Origin of the sequence: Neolewinella antarctica, from assembly GCF_011927835.1 — a bacterium.
Taxonomy (GTDB): domain Bacteria; phylum Bacteroidota; class Bacteroidia; order Chitinophagales; family Saprospiraceae; genus Neolewinella; species Neolewinella antarctica.
This window is the reverse complement of record NZ_JAATJH010000007.1, coordinates 59,737-80,097: the sequence shown is the minus strand read 5'-3', so window position 1 is coordinate 80,097 and position 20,361 is coordinate 59,737. Positions and strand designations below refer to the sequence as shown.

The following is a 20,361-nucleotide window of genomic DNA, read 5'->3' as shown; positions in this document are numbered from 1 at the left end:
CGGGACCGCGCATCCTCGACGAACGCCTACGAATACTAATCCGCCCAAAATCCAACTCCCCGACCCACCCACCTTTGGGGTAACCAAAACATCAACACATGTTACGTTACCTCCTCATTACCCTGCTATTCACCACCACGCTGAGCGCCCAGAACATCAACCCGGACCGCAATACCGTGGTCGCCACCAAAGGTCTCCTCCTCCGCGCTCAACCCAGTGCTAATGGTACTATCGTCACCGGCATTCCCTTCGGCGAGACCGTCGACGTCTTCGACCCCTGCGATTACGGTTACCTGACGGCCGGCAACCTGCGCGACTACCACCGCTTCGACCACGGCAACGGTCGGCTCGAATACCACGACCAGACCATCAGCGGCCAGTGGCTCCGCGTTCGGTACGGCCGCGACACCGGCTACGTGTTCGACGCCTACCTCGCGGAACGATTCACCACCCCCACCCTGCTCGACGACGACGCCAACGAGATCGAACCGTCGCTCGTCATGTTGGAACCGGGTCAGGACATCAGCGCCAGCGTCTACCGGCCCGGCGATTACCATTTCTACGGTGTTTACGAGACGAGCCCCGGCCGCATGGCGCTGCGGGAAGTCGAAATCAACTACTTCGTTGCGAGTGACGAGCTCCGTGACGCCCTCTTCGTGAGTGCTAAGCCGGCGCGTGATTTGTCCTTCGTCGTCGGCAGTAAAACACCACTGAAGCCCCACACTTTTTCGGGTCGGAACTTTAATGCGTACTCGTTAATTTACACCAGCTACGAAGGACCGGAACGAGCTAAATTCGGCCCTTCCCCCGGCATCACCGTCGGAGAACCCGGGGTCGACACTTTCGCCGAGGGGCCGGAAATCTTCGTCGCCACGCCCGGTGGGCCCGTTGCTTTGCGGCCGGATAATTCATTCGCGGAAGAAGTCTTCTACGCGGGTGCCGGCGACGTGGACGGTGACGGAGTCCAGGACTACCGCCTGATCTACTCGTCGGAACGGAGCTGGCGGCCGGTTCTTTTTCTGAGCTCATTCGGGTGGAAGGGCGTGTCGTTTTTGACCGCGTCCGGTGGTTGCTGCTAGCCCAATTTACCCGGCACCCGCGACCGCGCCAAAATATTATGGCGCGGTCGCGATAGCTATCGGGAGTGCCGGTTTTCGACGTAAAAAAGCAGAGGCACCGGGCCCCACCCCCGAAATCTTCGGATATTTGCCCCATGGACGACAACTCCCCCACCCCCACCCGGTGGCAACGCCTCCGCAAGAACCGGAATGACGAGTACCAACTCATCGTGCGCGACGTCAAGAACTTCCGCGAAGTGGGCCAGTATAATCTGACGCCGGTGAATCTTTACGTTGTTGGGTCGGTGATCTTCGTGGTCCTGCTGGTGCTCGTCTTCTTACTCATTGCCTTCACGCCGCTGCGCAGCTACATCCCTGGCTACGGCGACGTGGTGGAGCTACGGGAGATGGCCGAAATGGAAGAAATGCTGGGCCAGATGGGCGAACGAGTCGAAAGCCAATCGCTCTACATCGAAAACCTGCGCCGCACCATCACCGGCGAGACGACCACGGAGGCGGACGTGGAAGACCTAAGTAACTTGGTGGATACGACCGACGTAGAAATTGCCGCCGTCAGCGCGGATGAGGTTCAACTCCGCCGCGAAATGGACCTCGAACGTCTCGGCAACGCCAGCCGTCAACTCAGTAGCATCGGCCCCACCCCGGGTAGCTCGGACGTGCCCCTCGCCCAAATTTTCCTCCTCGCCCCGGTGAGTGGTGAGATCAGCGCGGCCTTCAACCCCGCCGCCGGCCACCTGGGTGTCGACATCCTCGCGCCACGAAACACGCCCATCAAGGCCTGCCGCGACGGCGTCGTTTTCCTCTCGGAATTCACCAGCGCGAACGGTAACGTGATCGGCATCCAGCACGATAACAACCTGCTTTCTTTCTATAAACACACCTCGCAGCTGCTGAAAAAAGTAGGCGAGCGGGTCAATTCCGGTGAGGCTGTTGCCATCGTTGGTAACACGGGGGAACTGACTTCCGGGCCGCACCTCCACTTCGAGCTTTGGCACGAGGGCGCGGCGGTGGACCCGGTGAATCTGTTGCGTTTTTGAGCCCTCAGGATTGATTTGATGGTATTTTTTAAGGTGAGACTGATAGATGAGATCAGGGGAAACGGGGAACACATAATCCACAAAAGAAAAGGAAAAGCACAGAAGAGATGGCTGGTTCTCTTTGCGGGCTAATTTGCTTTTTGTGTCTTTTGTTGCTTCCGTGCTTTGTGTGTTAACAACCCACCGTTGGCTACCCGCTAGTTACTCTGGCACCTTGCGCAAGTATTCATCATACCGCTCCTGGTAACCCTTTCCACCCGGATCGAGCGTCAGTGCTTTTCGTTGGTAGGCTACGGCGTTGGCGTAGTCCATTCGTTGGGCTAGGGCTTCGGCCAGGCTATCGTAGCCATTAGCGTCCTCCGGAAAAACGAGCACGTTGACGTAGAGCAGCTTGATGGCTTCTTCAACCCGCCCCTCCGCGAGCAAGACGTAGGCAACGCCGTTAAGGGGCCGCGGGCCGGATAAGAGCGGGGCTAGTTCCATCCGCAAGTTTCTGCCGGTTACGTTGGGGTCACTCAGTAAGCCGGCGGCATCCAGTTTAGCAACGCGGGCGAGGGCTGGGTAAGCGGGCTGGTAGTCGTCCGTGGTCAGCAGCGTCAATAAGTCGTATTCCATACTGATGGTGGGCTGCTCGATCATGCGGGCGAACTCCCGCCCATCCCTACTAAAGACAAAGGTGGGCACCCGGTAGATTTGCTTACCGTCGGCGGCACCGTCCGGGCTCTTTTTGTACGTAGCGGATCGCTTGTCGACACCGACGAAGCGAACGTTTCCGAGCGGATAACCCGCGGCGGTGAGGGTTTTGATCATCTTGGGCAGTTCCCGACGGGAATCACCGCACCAGCTGCCGTAGAAAACAACTATTTCATCCACGGCCTTTATGGCGGTAGCTATTTGTTTGGTTGTCGTAGGGTTGGGTTCGTAGACTTCGGTTCCGGTCGCCAGCCATTCGGCGTCGATGGTTTTGAGTAGTTCGGCGTGGGTGTGGGTGCCGAGGACTTGGGTGGGTTCGGTGGCTTGTTCGCTCTGTGCGTTGCCCGTAGTCAGTCCCGTGATCGTCAGGAGCAGGAGAAAGTAAAATCGCTTCATCATTCGTCGCTTGTTTGGTTCGGGGCAAACTTAGGGGCGAGGGTGGATAGATTTTGCCAATGAACGTTAGCGTCCGTGAACGTTCGTTAAAGGATTTGCCAAGGGGTTGCGAACGTTGGTTAATGAGTGCCGAAGCAGGAGTAATTCACGCGGGTTTTGCCTTCGTGGGGGCGAGCTTACTTGATTTTGGGAAATACGAGCGGTCAGAATTGGCTGCTCTGGACGTCTGGTCGAACGGGCAACTCGTGGCCCGGTAATGACGCTGACTGGAAGGCGAAGTCCTTGATTCGCTATCTTCAATTTAGCCGTACGCGATCCAACTATTAATTCTGGAGCTCTCCTCCTCCATCCCGTACCTTAGTCGCCCAATGCTAAGCCGCCCGAAGAAACACCCGGATACCAAATCCGTCAAAGACAGCGATCTCCTCGCCCGTTTCCAAACCTCCGGCGCGACAGCCGATCTCCTCCCCCTCTACCAGCGCCACGCGGAATTCATCTACGCCCTCGCCCTCAGGTACCTCACCACGCCACAGCGAGCCGAGGACGCCGGCGCGGAGATCTGGTCCGTCCTCCTCGAAAAACTGCCCCGGCACGAGGTGACCAACTTCAAATCCTGGCTCCACACCACGGTGCGCAACCACTGCCTGATGCAATTACGGCGCGAAAAACGCGACCCGCTCCAACAACCCGTGGGCGGCGATGTGCAATCCGGCGACTTGCTACATCTAAGCGTGGAAGACGGCGAAGAGACGATCGACACCCGGCCCCTCCACCGCTGCCTAAAAAAACTTAAGGCAGAACAACGTCATTGCGTTAACCTGTTTTACCTCCGTGAGGGGGAGACGTACCAGAGCATTGCCGCAAGCCTGGAACTATCGGTGGGCCAGGTCCGGTCACACCTCCAGAACGGACGGCGAAACCTCAAAAAATGCCTCGACGGCACCAACGAATAGTGCTCAACCAATACTCCGATAACGACCTGTTGCGCCGCTACCTGCGGGGCGACATCGACGCCCGCCAGGAAGCGGAACTCGAACGCCGGGCGGCGGCGGATCCGGACGTGGCGGCGGCGGTGGCGGGCTTGCGGACGCTGCCGGAGCACGACCACGCGGCCAGTGTTGGCAGGATGATGGCGAAGGCGCGGTCCGAAGCCGGTGCCCCCGTGATACAAGTAGGTAAGCAACGTCGTTTACCCCGCTACTGGTGGGCGGCGGCGGCTGGTTTGGCGGTTTTGATAGCGGTGCTTTTTCTGGTCCCCGTCTCTTTCAACCCGGACGGTGACACAGTGACTGCTTCTGAGTTAGCTCCACGGGATGAGCCCACGGAGGATGCCCCGGAAACATTTCTCGATCGCGATATTTGGGTAGAGGAAGAACCTGCCGCGCTTGAAGAGCCGCGCCCCGCCCCTTCTCCTCCGCCGATTTCCCCGGCACCCGCGCCCGCGCCCACCGATAAACGAGGTGAGCCCGCACTAGTCGGAGAAGAGGTCCTCGTAATGGAGACCGAAGTACCCCGAATCCAGCCAGAAATAGCTGCCCCGGCGCCGGAAGTAGCTTCCGAAGAATCCATGGAGGTGGGCGAGGCCCCGGTAGCTATCGGGGATGCGAGGCAACGGGCAGAAGAGCAAAACAATTTGGCCAAAACCACCCGCCAGACCCCGGAAAACGGTCAATTTTCCACCGCCCGCCGGGCCCAGGCACGCTACTTTAACGGCCGCGTAACCGATGAGAACGGCAACCCGATCCCCAACGCCCTCATCCGCCAACCCGGCCTCCCCCTCGGGGAGACGACCGATTCCAACGGCGTTTTCCGCCTCAACTTCGACGCGACGACCACCTTGCTCAACGTTAGTGCCGCTGGCTTCGCCGCCGAGCAAATTACCGTCGACCCCACGGGGGAAGACCTACAAATCACCCTCGACGCCCTCCGCACGGCGACGGCGGCGGACCTCGAAACGGGTGCCGTCGTTCGGGTCGATGTGGAAGAGATTCTGAGCGGGCGCTCCGGCAAGAAAAACCAAGGCTACGCCAAGCCCGCACCCGGCTTTAAAGAGCTGCGCAAAGGCATGGAAGCCGGCCGGCCGGCGGAAGTGCCGCGCGGGAAGGTGCGCGTTGACTTCTCGGTCAATCCCGACGGCAGCCTCGGTGATTTTAAATTTCGGGGTGCGCCCGACGGGGTTACGCGGACTTACGTTCGGCGCTATTTAATCGAAGAGTCCGTTTGGGAAAACGTGGGGGGAGAAGAGCCGGTGCGGGTTTACTTTAGGGTGAACTTTAGGTAGTAGTAATGGCGTACCGCAAGTTAAGGCTTATGCTTTGTTCTCGTTGAGGATTTTTATTATTCGATCACCGGCAAGTCCCGTTACTTGTACGATCATTTTAATTTCAAGGCCGATTTTGTGCATGCTTAAGACTGTCTCGATTTGTTGCTTCTCGCTACCTAGTTCTAGTCCTTTTTGCAACCCTTCTTTTAGACCCTCCTTTAGGCCTTCTTCTCTTCCCTCCTCCCTTCCCTCTTCCCTACCTTCCTCCTTCCCTTCCTGGTGTGAGGTGTCTGCGATATTTTTAATGTCACGGTAATATTTAAGACTATCCTCGTAGGCTTCCTGCTCCGGAGCGGTGAAATTACCAATCTTTGCTACTTCAAATAACTTCTCAAAAATTCTGTCCCGCAACTTGGCGGGACGTTTGTCGAGCTCCGCTAAGTGGCGGAATACGTACAGCCATTTATCAAAATTCGTTTCTAGTTCTTTCTCCTGTTTTTTAAACTTAGGGAGTTCGATATAGATATATTTGAGCTTATCGAAAAACACCTCATCACGGTGATCTTTGAGCTCGACTATGTGGTAGTAGTCCTCTTCATTTTTGTGTTCGTCAAACACAAAGTCGAGAATACCAATGGTGTAAACCGCTTCTAAGCGAAAATCCCAATCCCCTTTCTTCGCTTGCTCCTGGATGAGAAATGAAGAGTAGTAGACGCTACGGTCCTTAAAATAATTCTGCTTTGCTTTCTGTAATTCGACAATGAATCGCTCTCCCGTCGTAGAGGTACAATACAAATCGAAGATCGCTTTTCTATCGACCTCAGTTTTTCCGAGCTTTTCGTTTCGCGAATATTGCAGATCCTGGATCGTATGTCGCTCCGGAAGCATTTCGTTGAGGAAACTGATGAGGATATCCTTATTGGGCTCCTCCCCAAAAATCTTCTTGAAACCGAAGTCCGTTAAAGGGTTCACATATTTGGCTCCACTGCTACGCATGATAAACTAGTTGTTTAATTTGTGAAGATACGGGATTGTCGGGGAGGTATTCTGCCAACAGTGATCACCAGGTGATAGGATCCCGACCCATCCGATAAACCCAACAAAGACCTTACCTTACCACCCATGCAAATCAAATTCTGTGGCGCCGCCCGCGAAGTCACCGGCTCCGCCCATCTGCTTACCCTCGACGACGGATACACCATACTAATGGACTGTGGCCTCTACCAGGGCTATAATAAAGAGATGGAAGACTTCAACGAGCGCTTCGACTTCAAGCCCGCCGACGTCGACTGCCTCATCCTCAGTCACGCGCACATCGACCACACCGGGCGGGTGCCGAAGTTAGTCAAAGACGGTTTTCGGGGGAAGATCTACGCAACGCACGCCACCCGGGCGCTTTGTGCCTTACTGCTGACGGACTCCGCCTACATCCAGGAAAAAGATGCCGAATACCACAATCGCCGCGTCGACAAACGAGGTAAGGGGACGAAACGCAAACCGCTCTACTCCCGCCCCGACGTAAAGCCCGCCCTCGATAAATTCACCGGCCTCCCCTACGACCGCTGGCAAACCATCACACCCGGTGTCGAAGTACAATTCCGCGACGCGGGCCACATCCTTGGCAGCGCCAACGTAACGCTCCGCATCACCAAAGAAGACGGCAGCAAAACCACGATCGGCTTCACCGGCGACATCGGCCGGCCGAACCGTCCCATCCTCCGCGACCCGCAGCCGATGCCCGAGTGCGACTACCTGCTCTGCGAATCCACTTACGGCGACCGCCTCCACGAGCTACCGCCCAACGAGATCGAACGGTTCCTGAACATCATCAAAAAAACTTGCGTCGAGCAAAAAGGCAAACTGCTCATTCCCGCCTTCAGCGTTGGCCGGACGCAGGAGATCGTCTACATGCTCGACCAACTGGAGACGGCCGGCAAGCTCCCCAAAGTGCCCGTCTTCGTCGACAGCCCGCTGGCCGTGAACGCCACGACCGTCTTCGGGATGCACCCGGAATGTTTCGACTCCGACCTCCACGAATACTTGTTAACGGACGATAATCCCTTCGGCTTCAATGAGCTGAACTACATCAAGGACGTCAACGAATCCAAGGCGCTCAACAACCTAAAAGGACCGGCTATCATCATTTCTGCCTCAGGGATGATGAACGCGGGACGGAGCAAGCACCACCTGCGCAACACCATGGGTAGCCCGAAAAATACCATCTTCATCGTCGGCTACTGCGCCCCACGGACGCCAGGCGGCAAACTCCGCGACGGTGCCAAGGAACTCAAACTCTACGGCGACATCCACGAGCTACGCGCCGACGTGGTGGTCATGGATTCCTTCTCCGCCCACGGCGATCAGCGGGAAATGCTTGATTTCTTGAGCAACCAGAAAAAGTGTAAAGATATTTTCCTCGTCCACGGCACGATCGACCGAATGGAAACTTTCGGGGCCGAGATTCTTAAGGCTGGTCACAAAAGCTGGAAGGCACCAAAGTTGAACGAAGTCGTTCAACTTTAATGTTTTACACACACCAATGGGTTATTCCAAAATTTCGCTAACTCCCAGGTATAGGCCCGGAGGGTCGTCTATCGTAGCGTGGGGTGCAGCCCCACGTTTTCGTTAATCCAATGAAACACAATTCATATTTCCAGGATAACCCAAAAGCCAGTTGGATTTCCATCAAACGCGTGTTCTACCCCAGCGCAGCCAAGCGAATGTTAGTTTCGCTACTGCCAAAGGCGGTCATCAGGTACGTAATTCAACTAGCCATTCCACTGATAATCCTCAGTTGTAGCCAAGACACCCACCCCCTAACCACCACCTACTACCACTGGCAAACGGAACTAGATCCGGACACTACCGCGCGGCAATTGCTACGGGGTTCAGATCGCCTCTACGTAAAAGCCTTTGACGTAATCTGGGAAGACGGCCAGGCCGCGCCGACGGCGGAAATTCAACTGGTAGACACGGTAGGCCTACCGCAATTAATTCCAGTAATATTCATCACCAACGAAGTAATTCGTCGCACATCGAGCGATCAATTCTCGGCACTCGCCACCGATCTCTCAGCACTCACCGAACGGCTACTCCCCGCAGGCTACCCGGAAATTCAGCTGGACGGCGACTGGACGGCGCGGACGCAGGTGCCATACTTTGATTTGCTAGAAGCCATGAAACGGGTTAACCCCGGACGGAAAATCACCTGCACCATTCGCTTGCACCAGTACCGGGACCGGAAGGAGCAAGGTATTCCACCAGTCGACCGGGCCACACTAATGGCCTATAACACCGGAGACGTAGCGGATTGGGAAACGGAGAACTCCATCATCGACACCAACGCGCTGAACAACTACCTAGCCGGGCAACCAGCTTATCCCGTACCATTGGACGTCGCCGTCGCCGTCTACGACTGGGCAGCCATTTACCGGCGAGGTAAATTAGTCCAGTTAGTTAACGAGCCAGATTTGGGGGTCGTGGGAGATACGTTGCTCTACACCCAACTACCCGGCACCCGCGTCCGCGCAAAAAAAGCGCACTACCTGAATGGTGTCTACATCTACCAGGACGACTTGATCCGCCACGAAATAGCGGGGCCTGAACGAGTGAAAGAAGAGGCCGCACGCCTCCAAAAATACGTAGGCGGCTTCCCGGGGCAGCGATTGATGATCTATCGCCTGGGAAGCCGCCTGCACGTACCTAATTAATTAAAACAATTACCGGGGGCCGGCTTTGACTACCTCCTGACCAGCCTCCGCAGCGTAGGGTTCGAAGTTCTTTTTGAACCGGTTGGCTAGTTCCTGCGCCTTCACGTCGTACTCGTTTTCGTTCCGCCAGGTATCCCGGGGGTTGAGCATGCCGTTTGGCACGTCGGGGCAACTGCGCGGGATGCTCAGGCCGAAGAACGGGTCCTGGTAGAAGTCGACTTTATTTAGCTCGCCAGTCAGCGCGGCTTTGATGATGGAGCGGGTGTAGGACAATTCGATGCGGCTACCGGTGCCGTAGGAACCACCCGTCCAGCCGGTGTTGACGAGCCAGACGTTGATCTCGCCGTTTTCGCTGTCGGCACTAGTCTGCATTTTGTCACCCAGCATCTTGGCGTAGTGGGCCGGGTGGAGGGGAATAAAGGGCGAACCGAAACAAGCACTAAACGTGACTTGCGGCTCGGTGATGCCGGCTTCGGTTCCGGCGATTTTAGCCGTGTAGCCACTGATGAAGTGGTACATCGCCTGCTCGGGCGTGAGCTTGGAGATCGGGGGCAGCACGCCAAAAGCATCACAGGTGAGGAAGAAAATGTTCTTCGGCAAGTCCCCCCGGCTGTTGTACATGATGTTATCGATGTGGTAGATCGGGTAACTCACGCGGGTATTCTGGGTGATGGAGGAGTCTTCGTAGTCCGGGGTGTAGCCGTCTTCCTGAAACTTGATGTTCTCCAGGATCGCACCAAATTTGATCGCCTTGTAGATCTGGGGTTCCTTGCTTTCGCTCAGGTCGATCACCTTAGCGTAGCAGCCACCTTCGAGGTTGAAAATGTTGGATTCGGACCAGCCATGCTCGTCGTCGCCGATCAGGCGGCGGTCGGGGTCGTTACTCAGGGTCGTTTTACCGGTGCCGCTGAGGCCGAAGAACAAGGACGTGTCGCCCTTCGTGCCGACATTGGCGCTACAGTGCATGCTCAGCACGTTGCGCTGGGTCGGCAGCACGTAGTTCAGGACACTAAAGATGCCCTTTTTGATTTCACCCGTGTAGGCAGATCCGCCAATGATAATCGTCTTCTTGGTGAAGTTGATCATGCTGAAGTTATCCTGGCGGGTGCCGTGGGTGGCCGGGTCGGCGGTGACGCCGGGGAAGGCGTAGATGGTCCATTCGTCCGTCTTCAGGTTCTTGATCGCTTCGCCGTCGGGGCGCAGGAACATGTTGTAGGCGAACATATTTTGCCACGGGTATTCGGTGAATACGCGAATGTTGATGCGGTATTTACGGCTGGCGCAGGCGTAGGCGTCGCGGACGTACACCTCTTCAAGGCCATCGGCGTAGGTCATCATTTTTTTCTCCAGGTCGTCGAAGGCGCTCGCCTTGATCGGGATGTTGACGTTGCCCCAGTCGACGGTGTCGCGCGTTACGTCGTCTTCAACGATGTAGCGGTCTTTGGGGGAACGGCCGGTGAATTTTCCGGTATTGATGACGAGGGCGCCGGTGTCGGAAAGTTGCCCCTGGCCCTTACGAATGGTAGCTTCAACGAGGGCGGCGACGGGGAGGTTATTTAAAGTTTGCATGAACTGGTTTTAAAATGATCTTTAGTATTAGTAGGTAATGAAGGCTGGGCGCGGGCGCGGGTGCAAAGGAAATTCGGTGAAGCGCACGTAGTGAGCCTTCCCACCAACGATAACCGCTAAACTCGTGTGGTGCTCGCAAGATAGCCGAGAAAAGCACGTTTTTGGGTAATTTCCTTTTTTTGCGTGACGTCGAGAGTTGGAAGCCTGTGGAACATCAGCCGGTTTCTCGACCCACAAATTTTGAAGAATACATAACTTACACCAAAAATAACCTCCCCTGGCCCAATTTCGCGCCGCTCTTCCAGGGTTTCACCCCCGAAGAAATTTGTTTCTTTGCCGAGCGGCTGAAAACCGCCACTACCAAAAATGAGCTCACGAGCGCGCTGGCGATTTTTAAAACTCCCCCCTACGGAAGTAAGCCAAAGTACCTTTTTAAACACGTAGCAAGTGAATTCCGGCCGGTCAGAAATCATGCGACCCGGGCGCTATCGCTCGTTAACTCGAAAAAAGTTATGCGCATGCTTTGGCCAGACTCGATTGGGAGAATGATGCCCACTTTATGCTCAAGTTATTTGGTGCGTGCATTAAGCACGGGGATGATGCCCGCATCCTGGCGTGGCTACGCGAGCACGGTGACTTGCACAATCGGCACCAGGCAGGGTTCGTGCTGATAGATATTGTGGAGCGTTTGGACCAACAGTTAGTGCAGGAATCCATATATTTTGCTTACACGAATAGCCGGTGTATAATCTACCGAAAGACTATATTAATTCATCTACTTAAACTCGGTCGCTTACCACCCGAAGAGCCTAAGGCTTGCGTATACGATGCTATTCGCCGCAACTACAAAAATCTCTTCTAAATTATAGGGCATTGAGTTTTAATAGATAATTGATGAGTATAAAAAATATAAATTTGTAAAATTCAATAAATAACCAATGACTGACCTACGCAACCGGATTATGCCACATAGCACGAAGTACTACGAAGCAAAATACACAAACACAAAAGAATAAGCAAATGATGGCTTAGCATAGTCACACATACCGCTTTTTTGTGCTTTTGTGTTTATGTGGCGAAAAAAATCTGCGTGACATCAGCTAATGAGATAGTGTAGACACAGAACGAAGTATTTCTAACTAGTCAGCATTTTCAGTACGCTACTTTTTAATTCAACAATCTCCCCAACTCTTCACTCAATTCTTCTCCACGCAAATTCCTTCCAATAACCTCATTATTTTCATTGATTAGGAAGTTATCGGGAATTGTGTTAACTCCGTAAATCAGCATTGCTTTGTTTGAGTTTTCTAAATCACTTACGTGAGTCCAGGATAAACCATCATGCGCTATCGCTTTTTTCCATGCTTTTACGTGACGGTCAAGGGATACGGCAAAAATTTCAAATCCTTTTGTTCTGAACGTATCGTACGTTTTTACCAAATTAGGATTTTCCAACCTGCACGGACCACACGATGAGCTCCAAAATTCTAAAAGAGTTACCTTTCCTAGGTTATCTGACAGTTTAATCTTGTTACCATTCGTGTCTTCCATAGCAAAATCAACGTATTCATCTCCATTTTGAATTGATTCGCTGAATTCGATGTATTTTTTGATTTCTCTTCCATAGATCCCTTCTTGATGTTCCTTACTTAAACTCTCATAAAGTTCTGTTACCTTAGGCTTTCCCCAAGAAGTAGAATAGCCTGAAAGCATTGAAGCGCTAATAACGTTGTCTGGATGTTCTAATATGAATCTCATGACTATCATCTCAATTTCTTCAGGATTCGCATTCATTTCACTGGATAATTCTTCCGCCAAAAGCTGGATTTCAGATCCTGTTATTTTTGACTTCTCTAATCCAAGACCCGAGCAATCAATAACCATTGGTTTATTCTCCAACCACAACCATTTGTACTGAGGCGGTTTTTCAGCCGTGACAAATACAGGAGTTGGACCATGTTCTAATTTCCCTGAGAACTCAAATTGACCATTTTTAACGTATGCTGAATCGATAATTGAATAGGATTGCGTATCGAATAGTTCAACTTTAGTCCCATCATCCAGACACGATCGTCCTTTTATTGTGAAGCCGTCTTCCTGCTCAATTTTTCCTGAGCACGAAAAAATGATTAACGCAAGTAGACTAATCAGTATCAAACGGTTTATCATGGCTTGGATATTTATGGGCGAGGGAACTGAACTAGAGATTTAGTCAGCAGAGAATGTGACTGTTTTGGTGATAATGTATATTGACTCCCGATTGAAATAAGCAATAGCCTGACGTTGCTAGTGCTACGGTAGCAAAGCGAGGGTGCGGCTTATTGTGATCGAGAGGCACTATTCTTCTTCAAATGCTAGTATATCTCCGGGCTGACAATCCAGAGCTTTACATATTTTCTCAAGCGTTGAGAAGCGGATAGCTTTAGCCTTTCCCGTCTTTAGGATGGATAGGTTGGCGGTCGTGATTCCAATCTTTTCGGCTAGTTCCTTGCTTCGCATTTTTCGACGTGCCATCATGACGTCTACGTTAATGACAATACTCATATTGTAAGTTTATTCTCTTGCCTAATTTCATCGCTAGATTCCAAAATTTTAGATAAATAGATAAAGAATATACCGATAAAAAATGTGAAAAATAAAGAGCTGCAAGTCCTAAAGATGGTTCCAACAAAGTGATTGTTAAACTCACTATTAGCGCGGTAATAATCAAAAATCCCCAGTAGCGTAGAACAGTCTAGCAATCCATATACAAGACAAAATATTCCTGAAAGCTTGAGGCACTTTCTCGTTGACTCATCCAAAGGAGTCCCCCTAATTGAACTGAGTACAAATTCTCGAAGATAATACAGCGCCAACAAGACTGTTACCTCAGCAGATATAATATATATATGCAACCACCAAAAATATGTGGTTGATGTAGATTCAGGTAGTCCGTTATAGAACAGAACATGATTTAAGAGTCCGGTAAGTATAAACGAGAAGAAAAGAAAGTTTATCGAATACTTTACTGTCGTGAGTAATTTCATGCCGTATTGGTTTGGTACCGCAAGGTATACAAAATAATCGAATTACAGCTATAAATTATCGCTAAACGATAATAAATGACTTCCTTTCGCGGAAAATGGTCCTTTACCTTACACTGGATCAAAACATCGTACAGTTCTAGACACCAGATATTCAGATGATTACGCATTATCAAATCACAAACTCATTTACGTATGCAAGTCACTGGTGCAGTAGAACTTTTTTCTTTCCCACCAATATGCTCAAGTTTTAAGGAAACATATTTTATCAAAGATCCGACAAACACGGTAGCTACGACGAGCAGCCTACATGCTAGTAAAGTTCATCCCATGCTCTATTTCCCAGTCGTTTTTGCGATAAATTTAATCGACGACGGCCTGCGAAACTACAAACGGTCCCGACGTGCAGAAATACTGCGCTCGCCAACTCACCACAGAGCAATCTTAGCGGATTTACCCCACCTCCCCCGCTCCTTCCGTAATATCCTTGCACCTGCGACCGCGCCCACCCCCGAAAGAAGCAGCGAAGCCAAAAGAAACAACAACCCAACCCACCTTGTTACCCCTACCTATGGCACAAGAATGGACCCTAGGCCAACAAGAATCCGGCCTCAAAAAACAGCAAGAATACGCCGTCATCGTCGGCATCATCCAGCGCGGGCAGTCCGAGGAGGAGGTAAACGAGTATCTCGATGAACTAGAGTTTCTGGCCCTCACCGCCGGTGCCACCACGCTGACGCGCATCACGCAGAAATTGGATAGCCCGAACAACAAAACGTTCGTCGGCTCGGGTAAAGTGGAGGAGATTGCCGACTACGTCAAGAACCACGAAGAAGTGACGATGGTGATCTTCGACGACGACCTGAGCGGCAAGCAAACAGGCGTCCTCGAAGAACGCCTGAAGGTAAAAATCATCGACCGCTCCAGCCTCATCCTCGATATTTTCGCCAGCCGCGCCCAGACGGCTCAGGCCAAGACGCAAGTCGAACTCGCCCAGACGCAGTACATGCTTCCCCGCCTGCGCGGCCTCTGGACGCACCTCGAACGCCAGCGCGGTGGCATCGGCATGCGCGGCCCCGGTGAGACGGAGATCGAGACGGACCGCCGAATCATCCGCGACAAGATCAGTAAGCTGAAAAAGGACCTCGAACGAATCGACCGCCAGGCGGAAACGCGGCGTAAGGGGCGCGATACGATGGTGCGCGTCGCCCTGGTTGGGTACACGAACGTCGGGAAGTCGACGCTGATGAATCTGCTCACGAAAAGCGACGTGTTTGCCGAAGACAAGCTCTTCGCTACCCTCGACACGACCGTCCGCAAGGTCGCCTTCGAACGCGTTCCTTTTCTACTGACGGATACGGTCGGTTTTATCCGCAAGCTACCCCACCACCTGGTCGAGTCGTTCAAATCGACACTCGACGAGGTCCGCGAAAGCGACATTCTCCTCCACGTCGTCGACGTCGCCCACCCGGCGCACGACGATCAAATTCGAACGGTGCAGAAGCTGCTCGACGAGATGGGCGTCAAGGAAAAGCCAACGCTATTGGTCTTCAATAAGATCGACCTGTTCCGCGAACGGAATTTTGATCTGTACCTGGACGACGAAGGAAAGGACGAAGTAGAAAACGACTTGCGTAAAGGACTCGAAGCTACGTTCGGCAACGAAGCCATGCTGATTTCCGCGCACACCAAAGAGAACGTAGATGCCCTGCGCAAACGCATCGTCGAGATGGTAAAGGGAGAATACCAGGCTACTTACCCTTACGTTGCGCAGCACTGGTAGGCCGGCTTTTACAGCCACTTATAAATCCGCCGCATGACTTTGAGCACCCCGTCCGTGTACGGCGGATATCCCACGCTCAGGTCAAAGAACTTCCGCTCCATCACCGCCCGCTCGTTGGAGAATTCAACGAAGCCGTGGTAGCCGAACGATTTGCCGATGCCCGAATTATTGACGCCGCCGAAGGGAACGTTCGGTGCGCCGCCGCCCAGCAGGTATTCGTTGACGAGCAGCCCCCCCGAACTCGTTTCCCGCTTGAGCTTCTCGATCGTTTTGCGGTTCTTCGTTTGGATGTAAAACGACAAAGCTTTTGGCTGGCGGTTGATGATTTGAACGGCTTCGTCCAAATCGCGGTAGGTCATTACCGGCCACAGCGGACCAAAGATCTCCTCCTGCATCACGGCCATTTCTTCGGTCACGCCGGTCAGGATTGTTGGGGAAACGTAACGTTCGGACGCGTCAAAATGCCCCCCACAGGCAACGATTGCACCTTTGCTGACGGCGTCGTCAAAGAGTCTTTTGATGCGGCTGAAGTGATTGTCCGTAATGACCCGGGCGAGGCTCGTGGATTGCTGCGGGTCGTCCCCGTAAAAACGCGCGATTGCCCCCTTCAACTCGCTAACGTAGCTAGTTTGCATCGACTCCGGCACGAGGAGGTAATCTGGCGCAATGCAGGTCTGGCCAGCGTTAAAGAACTTGCCCCACACAGAATTCGCGGCGGATTTCTTTTCGTTGACGCCCACGTCGATCACGGCCGGAGATTTACCCCCGAGTTCGAGCGTGACGCTGGTCAGGTTTTTCGCGGCGGCGGCCATCACTTTCTTACCGACGGCGGGGCTTCCGGTAAAGAAGATGTGGTCGAAGGGAAGCGTCGTCAGGAAAGCAGCGGTGTCGCCTTCACCGGTCACGACTTTGATTTCGTTTTCGTCAAAAAGCTCGTCGAGCATCGCGCGGATGAACGCCGTCGTGGCCGGGCTCATTTCGGAGGGCTTCACTATAGCCGTGCAGCCGGCGGCGATCGCGTAAAGCAGCGGGATGATTGTAAGGTTGAACGGGTAGTTCCAGGGGGCAATGATGAGCGCGCTGCCCTTGGGCTCCAGGTGGAGGTAGGATTTGATGCCGAAAAGCGCCATCGAGGCGGGTAATCGCTTAGGCTTCATCCACTTTCCGAGGTTTTTGCGGATATATTTTAGCTGGCTCAGCACGACGCCTAGTTCGCTACTTAGCGTTTCTACTTCCGGCTTGCGGAAATCCTGGTGGAGGGCGGCAACCAGGGCGCGGACGTTTTCTTCCTTGTCTAAAAAAGCCGCGATTTTATCCAGTTTGGCTTTCCTCGCCTTAGCATTTTGTGTCCCGACTAAGTCGGGACGGGTGCGTGCTTTTTGTTGTAAAGCAAGCAGTGCGAGTAGGTCGGCTTCGGAATGACTGGTGGAGTGAGCGGGTGGGTTTTTGGACATGGCGACGGGGTTGTAACTACCTCAACGAAGATTCCGGGAGTTGGGTTGTTTACTCCGGTTGCGGTCGATTTAACGGGCCGGTAATTAGCCCAGCAGCAGAAACATAGCGGGGCGTTTTTGTAATTCCGCCCCTACCCCTTTGTCCCAGTCCTTCACCCGCCCGGTAAAGATGTATTCCGTCTCTAGCGTCAAATCGCAGGCAACGGAGAAGAGTGTTTCCGGGCTTAAACTGGCCAGCGCCGTTTCCACGGTTGCCTGATTTCGGTAAGGCACTTCGATCCATAGTTGAGTGGACTTGTTCTTTCGGCTTTCCTTCTCCAGTCGTTTCAAATCCTGCGCGAGTTGGTTCCGCTTGGGGCTGAGGTAACCGTTGAACGTAAAGGCCTGCCCGTTAAGCCCCGCCGCCATGATGCTTAATAGGATGGCACTGGGGCCAACGAGCGGGACCACCCGGACGCCCTGCTGGTGCGCGCGCAGGACCAACCTGGCCCCCGGGTCCGCTACGCCCGGTGCGCCGGCGTCGCTGAGCAGGCAGACGTGTTCACCGCGCACGGTCGGCTCCAGCATTTCGGCTAAGTCCTGGTTTTCCGTGCGTTTGTTGAGCTCGTAGTAAGTGCACTCCTGGAGGGGCAGGCCGGCTTCTTTCAGGAATGCCCGACCAACTTTTCCCGTTTCTAGTACAAAATGACGGATGGGCAAAATGGTAGCAAGCGTAGCTTCCGGTAGGGTGTGCAGCGCGGCCGGACCGAGGGGGGATGGGAGGAGGTAGAGGTTGCCGGTTTTCATTGTGGCCGAAGGTACCAAAGGTTGAGGGCATCCTGCCCGACCCCGATAGCTATCGGGGGTGCAGTAGCTGCCGCTGTTACGTTCGGGCAGGATGCCCTCAACCTTACGACAGCGCGAACTAAATCCCGCCCCGTTCGCTTTACTAGCTACTAAAAAAGACAACCATGCTAGGAGATATGATGGGCCAAATGCAGCAAATGCAGGAACAAATGGCCAAACAACTCGCCGAAAAATCATTCGACGGAGACGCCGGCGGCGGTGCCGTAACCGTCAGCGTAACGGGTGCCCGCGAAGTGACCAACGTCAAAATCGACACCACCAAGATCGACCTGGAAGACGCCGAAGGTCTCGAAGACCTCATCGTCGTAGCCACCAACCGCGCCCTCGAAAAAGCGGCCGAGTACGAACAGGGCCAAGCGGGCAATATGATGAACAGTATCCTGCCCGGTGGCCTCGGCGGCATGTTTGGCGGATAATTCAGTATCTTCCGAAATACCTTTTCTAAGCGCGGACATCCTGGATCAGGGTGCCCGCGCCTATTTTCACGGGGTCCCCTCCCCCGTCCCTAACACCTCCGTAAATGGAAGAATTAGCCGGCATTATCGTCCTCGGAATTTTTGCGCAGTGGCTCGCGTGGAAGGTAAAGGTGCCCGCAATCCTGCCCCTGATCGTGTTCGGCCTCCTCGTCGGGCCGCTCTCTACGCTCTGGACGGCCGACGGGCACAAACTCATCAACCCGATCTTCGAAGGTGGCCCGGAGGGCAGGGGGCTTTTCCCCGGTCGCAGCCTCTTCTACTTTGTTTCTCTGGCGATCGGCATCATCCTTTTCGAAGGTGGCCTGACGCTAAAACTCAAGGAAATACGCGAGACCCAGCGCTCGATTATCCGCCTGATCTCCCTCGGTAGCTTCATCACTTTTATCGGTGCCGGCCTGTCCGCGCACTACATTATGGAGTTGACGTGGAGCATCAGCTTTCTCTTCGCCGGCCTAATTATCGTGACGGGCCCGACGGTGATCGCGCCGATCCTCCAGAATATTCCGCTGAACAAGAACGTCTCGACCGTTCTAAAATGGGAGGGCATTTTGATTGACCCCATCGGAGCGCTGGTGGCTGTACTAGTCTTTGAGTTCATCCGCTCATCGGAGGGTGGGATGGCGCTCACCGGGCATGCTTTCGGGACTTTCGTAGAAATAATCCTCTACGGAGGAACGCTCGGCTTCCTGGCCGGTACGGCCCTGTACTACATCATTAAAAACGATGCCGTCCCGCACTACCTGCTCAATGTTTTCATCCTCGCCTACGTACTGATGGTCTTTGTGGCGAGTGATCTGCTGGCGCACGAATCCGGACTTTTAGCGGTGGTAGTGATGGGTCTCGTGCTGGCCAATCGCGACGTGCCGCGCATCAAGGAAATCCTGTCTTTTAAAGAAAGTTTGAGCGTCCTCCTTATCTCGATTCTGTTTATTCTGCTGGCCGCGAATATGAACCTGGACGAGCTGGAGCTACTTTACAAAGACTGGCGGCCGATCGCCCTGTTTGGCGTAGTCGCCCTGGTTTTGCGGCCCTTGAGCGTCTTTGCGAGCACGGCTGGTGGCTCACTGAGTACCAACGAGAAACTATTCATTTCCTGGGTCGGCCCACGTGGCATCGTCGCGGCCGGCATTGCGTCCCTGTTTGGTCTGACGCTTGCGGAAGAAGGAGTGGAGAACGCGGAATACATCACGCCACTGGTATTTATGATCGTGCTCGGCACGGTTCTGTTGAACGCTACGACGGCGCGGATGGTCGCTCGCTTGCTCGGCGTTATTCAGGATACTTCCAACGGGGTGCTCATCCTCGGTAGTACTGATTTCTCGATCACCATCGCCCAGTACCTTAAGGAGCGGGGGCGCAGTGTCTACTTGGTGGACAGTAACGCCAGCAACATCCAAAAAGCGGAGGACAAAGGACTTATGGGCATCGTGGCCAACATCTACAACACTGACCTGGCGGAGCAGTACGAACTACTGGATGTCGGTTACATGATGGCCTTTACGGGTAGTGACGAGGTCAACTCCTACGCGCTTTCTCGCTACTCGGATATCTTCGGGGAGCGGGGAGCGTTCCGGCTCATCACGGTAGACGAATTGAAGAAACGCCACCAGGTGTCCGACGAAAACATTTTTAGCTACACCGACGATTTTATCAACTTCAGCGACGCTAACCGGGAGGTTTCGGTGGTGCACGAGCGCGAGTTGTACAACCAGGAACAGTTTTTGGACTTGATGGCCGAGGCTAACGCGGAGCAAGGCATCGTGCCGCTGTTCATCAAATTCCCGGACGAGATGCTGCACGTTATTCCGCGCGACTTGTCGGGGTTGAACGTCGATGACGGCGGGTATAGCCTAGTTTATCTGGGTAATACGCTTGTTGAGCCCGCCGGGGAGGATCAGGCGGAAGTTTTGAAGGCGGGAGCCTAGGTTAATCGATATGCGATATGCGATATGCGAATCTCGATATTTGATTAGCTCCATGCTGCCTTCGGCGGTTAGCTATCAGGATTACCATTCGCAAGCTGCGCTTGCTC

20 protein-coding genes are annotated in these 20,361 nt (G+C 53.7%); 11 read left to right on the top strand and 9 right to left on the bottom strand.

The window, feature by feature from the left end; translation table 11 throughout:
* Positions 1-98: 98 nt before the first annotated feature.
* Positions 99-1,079 carry an SH3 domain-containing protein gene (locus tag GGR27_RS16965; protein ID WP_168039537.1) on the top strand — a complete coding sequence of 327 codons (981 nt, stop codon included), beginning with the start codon at positions 99-101 and terminating at the stop codon, positions 1,077-1,079.
* Positions 1,080-1,213: 134 nt separating this feature from the next.
* Complete coding sequence (locus GGR27_RS16960; RefSeq protein WP_168039535.1) at positions 1,214-2,116, top strand: M23 family metallopeptidase; 903 nt, start codon at positions 1,214-1,216, stop codon at positions 2,114-2,116.
* A gap of 201 nt (positions 2,117-2,317) precedes the next feature.
* Here the strand turns inward: GGR27_RS16960 and GGR27_RS16955 are convergent, their stop codons facing one another.
* Positions 2,318-3,208: a hypothetical protein gene (locus GGR27_RS16955; RefSeq protein WP_168039533.1), complete on the bottom strand. Its 891-nt coding sequence runs from the start codon at positions 3,206-3,208 to the stop codon at positions 2,318-2,320.
* A gap of 119 nt (positions 3,209-3,327) precedes the next feature.
* On the opposite strand from GGR27_RS16955, the gene GGR27_RS20330 reads away from it, so the two are divergent.
* From GGR27_RS20330 to GGR27_RS20495, 3 genes are all read left to right on the top strand, one after another.
* Positions 3,328-3,462 (top strand): hypothetical protein, encoded by a 135-nt coding sequence (locus tag GGR27_RS20330; RefSeq protein ID WP_262887755.1) that lies wholly within the window; start codon positions 3,328-3,330, stop codon positions 3,460-3,462.
* Positions 3,463-3,573: 111 nt separating this feature from the next.
* Positions 3,574-4,158: an RNA polymerase sigma factor gene (locus GGR27_RS16950; RefSeq protein ID WP_168039531.1), complete on the top strand. Its 585-nt coding sequence runs from the start codon at positions 3,574-3,576 to the stop codon at positions 4,156-4,158.
* Positions 4,158-5,486, top strand: a complete 1,329-nt coding sequence (locus GGR27_RS20495) for a carboxypeptidase-like regulatory domain-containing protein (RefSeq protein WP_168039529.1) — start codon at positions 4,158-4,160, stop codon at positions 5,484-5,486. The genes GGR27_RS16950 and GGR27_RS20495 overlap by 1 nt, the downstream gene beginning before the upstream one ends.
* Before the next feature lie 27 nt (positions 5,487-5,513).
* On the opposite strand, the gene GGR27_RS16940 is transcribed toward GGR27_RS20495, so the two are convergent.
* Positions 5,514-6,464, bottom strand: coding sequence for an Rpn family recombination-promoting nuclease/putative transposase (locus GGR27_RS16940; protein ID WP_168039527.1), 951 nt, complete (start codon positions 6,462-6,464; stop codon positions 5,514-5,516).
* A gap of 126 nt (positions 6,465-6,590) precedes the next feature.
* Between GGR27_RS16940 and GGR27_RS16935 the strand changes: the two genes are divergently transcribed.
* A complete protein-coding gene (locus tag GGR27_RS16935) occupies positions 6,591-7,991 on the top strand; it encodes an MBL fold metallo-hydrolase (RefSeq protein WP_168039525.1) in 1,401 nt (466 codons plus the stop codon).
* Between the two features lie 110 nt (positions 7,992-8,101).
* On the top strand, positions 8,102-9,178 hold the full coding sequence (locus GGR27_RS16930) for a hypothetical protein (protein ID WP_168039523.1): 1,077 nt from the start codon (positions 8,102-8,104) through the stop codon (positions 9,176-9,178).
* 9 nt (positions 9,179-9,187) lie between these two features.
* On the opposite strand, the gene pckA is transcribed toward GGR27_RS16930, so the two are convergent.
* Both pckA and GGR27_RS16920 read right to left on the bottom strand, forming a co-directional pair.
* On the bottom strand, positions 9,188-10,747 hold the full coding sequence (gene pckA, locus GGR27_RS16925) for a phosphoenolpyruvate carboxykinase (ATP) (RefSeq protein WP_168039521.1): 1,560 nt from the start codon (positions 10,745-10,747) through the stop codon (positions 9,188-9,190).
* A gap of 116 nt (positions 10,748-10,863) precedes the next feature.
* On the bottom strand, positions 10,864-11,220 hold the full coding sequence (locus GGR27_RS16920) for a hypothetical protein (RefSeq protein ID WP_168039519.1): 357 nt from the start codon (positions 11,218-11,220) through the stop codon (positions 10,864-10,866).
* Between the two features lie 50 nt (positions 11,221-11,270).
* Between GGR27_RS16920 and GGR27_RS16915 the strand changes: the two genes are divergently transcribed.
* Positions 11,271-11,609 carry a hypothetical protein gene (locus GGR27_RS16915; RefSeq protein ID WP_168039517.1) on the top strand — a complete coding sequence of 113 codons (339 nt, stop codon included), beginning with the start codon at positions 11,271-11,273 and terminating at the stop codon, positions 11,607-11,609.
* Between the two features lie 305 nt (positions 11,610-11,914).
* Here the strand turns inward: GGR27_RS16915 and GGR27_RS16910 are convergent, their stop codons facing one another.
* The 3 genes from GGR27_RS16910 to GGR27_RS20655 form a co-directional block, all read right to left on the bottom strand.
* A complete protein-coding gene (locus GGR27_RS16910; RefSeq protein WP_168039515.1) occupies positions 11,915-12,916 on the bottom strand; it encodes a TlpA disulfide reductase family protein in 1,002 nt (333 codons plus the stop codon).
* Between the two features lie 168 nt (positions 12,917-13,084).
* Positions 13,085-13,291, bottom strand: coding sequence for a helix-turn-helix domain-containing protein (locus GGR27_RS16905; RefSeq protein ID WP_168039513.1), 207 nt, complete (start codon positions 13,289-13,291; stop codon positions 13,085-13,087).
* Positions 13,288-13,773, bottom strand: a complete 486-nt coding sequence (locus tag GGR27_RS20655; protein ID WP_168039511.1) for a DUF2975 domain-containing protein — start codon at positions 13,771-13,773, stop codon at positions 13,288-13,290. The genes GGR27_RS16905 and GGR27_RS20655 overlap by 4 nt, the downstream gene beginning before the upstream one ends.
* A 568-nt stretch (positions 13,774-14,341) precedes the next feature.
* Here GGR27_RS20655 and hflX point away from each other — a divergent pair.
* Positions 14,342-15,553 carry a GTPase HflX gene (hflX, locus tag GGR27_RS16895; RefSeq protein WP_168039509.1) on the top strand — a complete coding sequence of 404 codons (1,212 nt, stop codon included), beginning with the start codon at positions 14,342-14,344 and terminating at the stop codon, positions 15,551-15,553.
* 8 nt (positions 15,554-15,561) lie between these two features.
* Here the strand turns inward: hflX and GGR27_RS16890 are convergent, their stop codons facing one another.
* The gene (locus GGR27_RS16890) at positions 15,562-17,007 is read right to left on the bottom strand and encodes an aldehyde dehydrogenase family protein (RefSeq protein ID WP_168039507.1); all 1,446 of its coding nucleotides are present in this window, start codon (positions 17,005-17,007) and stop codon (positions 15,562-15,564) included.
* Positions 17,008-17,091: 84 nt separating this feature from the next.
* Entirely contained in the window at positions 17,092-17,793 is a 702-nt protein-coding gene (locus GGR27_RS16885; RefSeq protein ID WP_168039504.1) for an SAM-dependent methyltransferase, read from the bottom strand.
* Between the two features lie 164 nt (positions 17,794-17,957).
* Between GGR27_RS16885 and GGR27_RS16880 the strand changes: the two genes are divergently transcribed.
* Together GGR27_RS16880 and GGR27_RS16875 are read left to right on the top strand one after the other, a co-directional pair.
* Positions 17,958-18,269, top strand: coding sequence for a YbaB/EbfC family nucleoid-associated protein (locus GGR27_RS16880; RefSeq protein ID WP_168039502.1), 312 nt, complete (start codon positions 17,958-17,960; stop codon positions 18,267-18,269).
* A 104-nt stretch (positions 18,270-18,373) separates the two neighbouring features.
* Positions 18,374-20,254: a cation:proton antiporter gene (locus tag GGR27_RS16875; RefSeq protein ID WP_168039500.1), complete on the top strand. Its 1,881-nt coding sequence runs from the start codon at positions 18,374-18,376 to the stop codon at positions 20,252-20,254.
* The last annotated feature ends 107 nt before the right edge of the window (positions 20,255-20,361 follow it).

What these genes read in the sequence shown, in the direction of transcription:
- GGR27_RS16965 (WP_168039537.1), top strand. Translation starts at nt 99, where the DNA reads ATGTTACGTTACCTCCTCATTACCCTGCTATTCACCACCACGCTGAGC.
- GGR27_RS16960 (WP_168039535.1), top strand. Translation starts at nt 1,214, where the DNA reads ATGGACGACAACTCCCCCACCCCCACCCGGTGGCAACGCCTCCGCAAG.
- GGR27_RS16955 (WP_168039533.1), bottom strand. Translation starts at nt 3,208, where the DNA reads ATGATGAAGCGATTTTACTTTCTCCTGCTCCTGACGATCACGGGACTG.
- GGR27_RS20330 (WP_262887755.1), top strand. Translation starts at nt 3,328, where the DNA reads ATGAGTGCCGAAGCAGGAGTAATTCACGCGGGTTTTGCCTTCGTGGGG.
- GGR27_RS16950 (WP_168039531.1), top strand. Translation starts at nt 3,574, where the DNA reads ATGCTAAGCCGCCCGAAGAAACACCCGGATACCAAATCCGTCAAAGAC.
- GGR27_RS16940 (WP_168039527.1), bottom strand. Translation starts at nt 6,464, where the DNA reads ATGCGTAGCAGTGGAGCCAAATATGTGAACCCTTTAACGGACTTCGGT.
- GGR27_RS16935 (WP_168039525.1), top strand. Translation starts at nt 6,591, where the DNA reads ATGCAAATCAAATTCTGTGGCGCCGCCCGCGAAGTCACCGGCTCCGCC.
- GGR27_RS16930 (WP_168039523.1), top strand. Translation starts at nt 8,102, where the DNA reads ATGAAACACAATTCATATTTCCAGGATAACCCAAAAGCCAGTTGGATT.
- pckA (WP_168039521.1), bottom strand. Translation starts at nt 10,747, where the DNA reads ATGCAAACTTTAAATAACCTCCCCGTCGCCGCCCTCGTTGAAGCTACC.
- GGR27_RS16920 (WP_168039519.1), bottom strand. Translation starts at nt 11,220, where the DNA reads ATGATTTCTGACCGGCCGGAATTCACTTGCTACGTGTTTAAAAAGGTA.
- GGR27_RS16910 (WP_168039515.1), bottom strand. Translation starts at nt 12,916, where the DNA reads ATGATAAACCGTTTGATACTGATTAGTCTACTTGCGTTAATCATTTTT.
- GGR27_RS16905 (WP_168039513.1), bottom strand. Translation starts at nt 13,291, where the DNA reads ATGAGTATTGTCATTAACGTAGACGTCATGATGGCACGTCGAAAAATG.
- GGR27_RS20655 (WP_168039511.1), bottom strand. Translation starts at nt 13,773, where the DNA reads ATGAAATTACTCACGACAGTAAAGTATTCGATAAACTTTCTTTTCTTC.
- hflX (WP_168039509.1), top strand. Translation starts at nt 14,342, where the DNA reads ATGGCACAAGAATGGACCCTAGGCCAACAAGAATCCGGCCTCAAAAAA.
- GGR27_RS16890 (WP_168039507.1), bottom strand. Translation starts at nt 17,007, where the DNA reads ATGTCCAAAAACCCACCCGCTCACTCCACCAGTCATTCCGAAGCCGAC.
- GGR27_RS16885 (WP_168039504.1), bottom strand. Translation starts at nt 17,793, where the DNA reads ATGAAAACCGGCAACCTCTACCTCCTCCCATCCCCCCTCGGTCCGGCC.
- GGR27_RS16880 (WP_168039502.1), top strand. Translation starts at nt 17,958, where the DNA reads ATGCTAGGAGATATGATGGGCCAAATGCAGCAAATGCAGGAACAAATG.
- GGR27_RS16875 (WP_168039500.1), top strand. Translation starts at nt 18,374, where the DNA reads ATGGAAGAATTAGCCGGCATTATCGTCCTCGGAATTTTTGCGCAGTGG.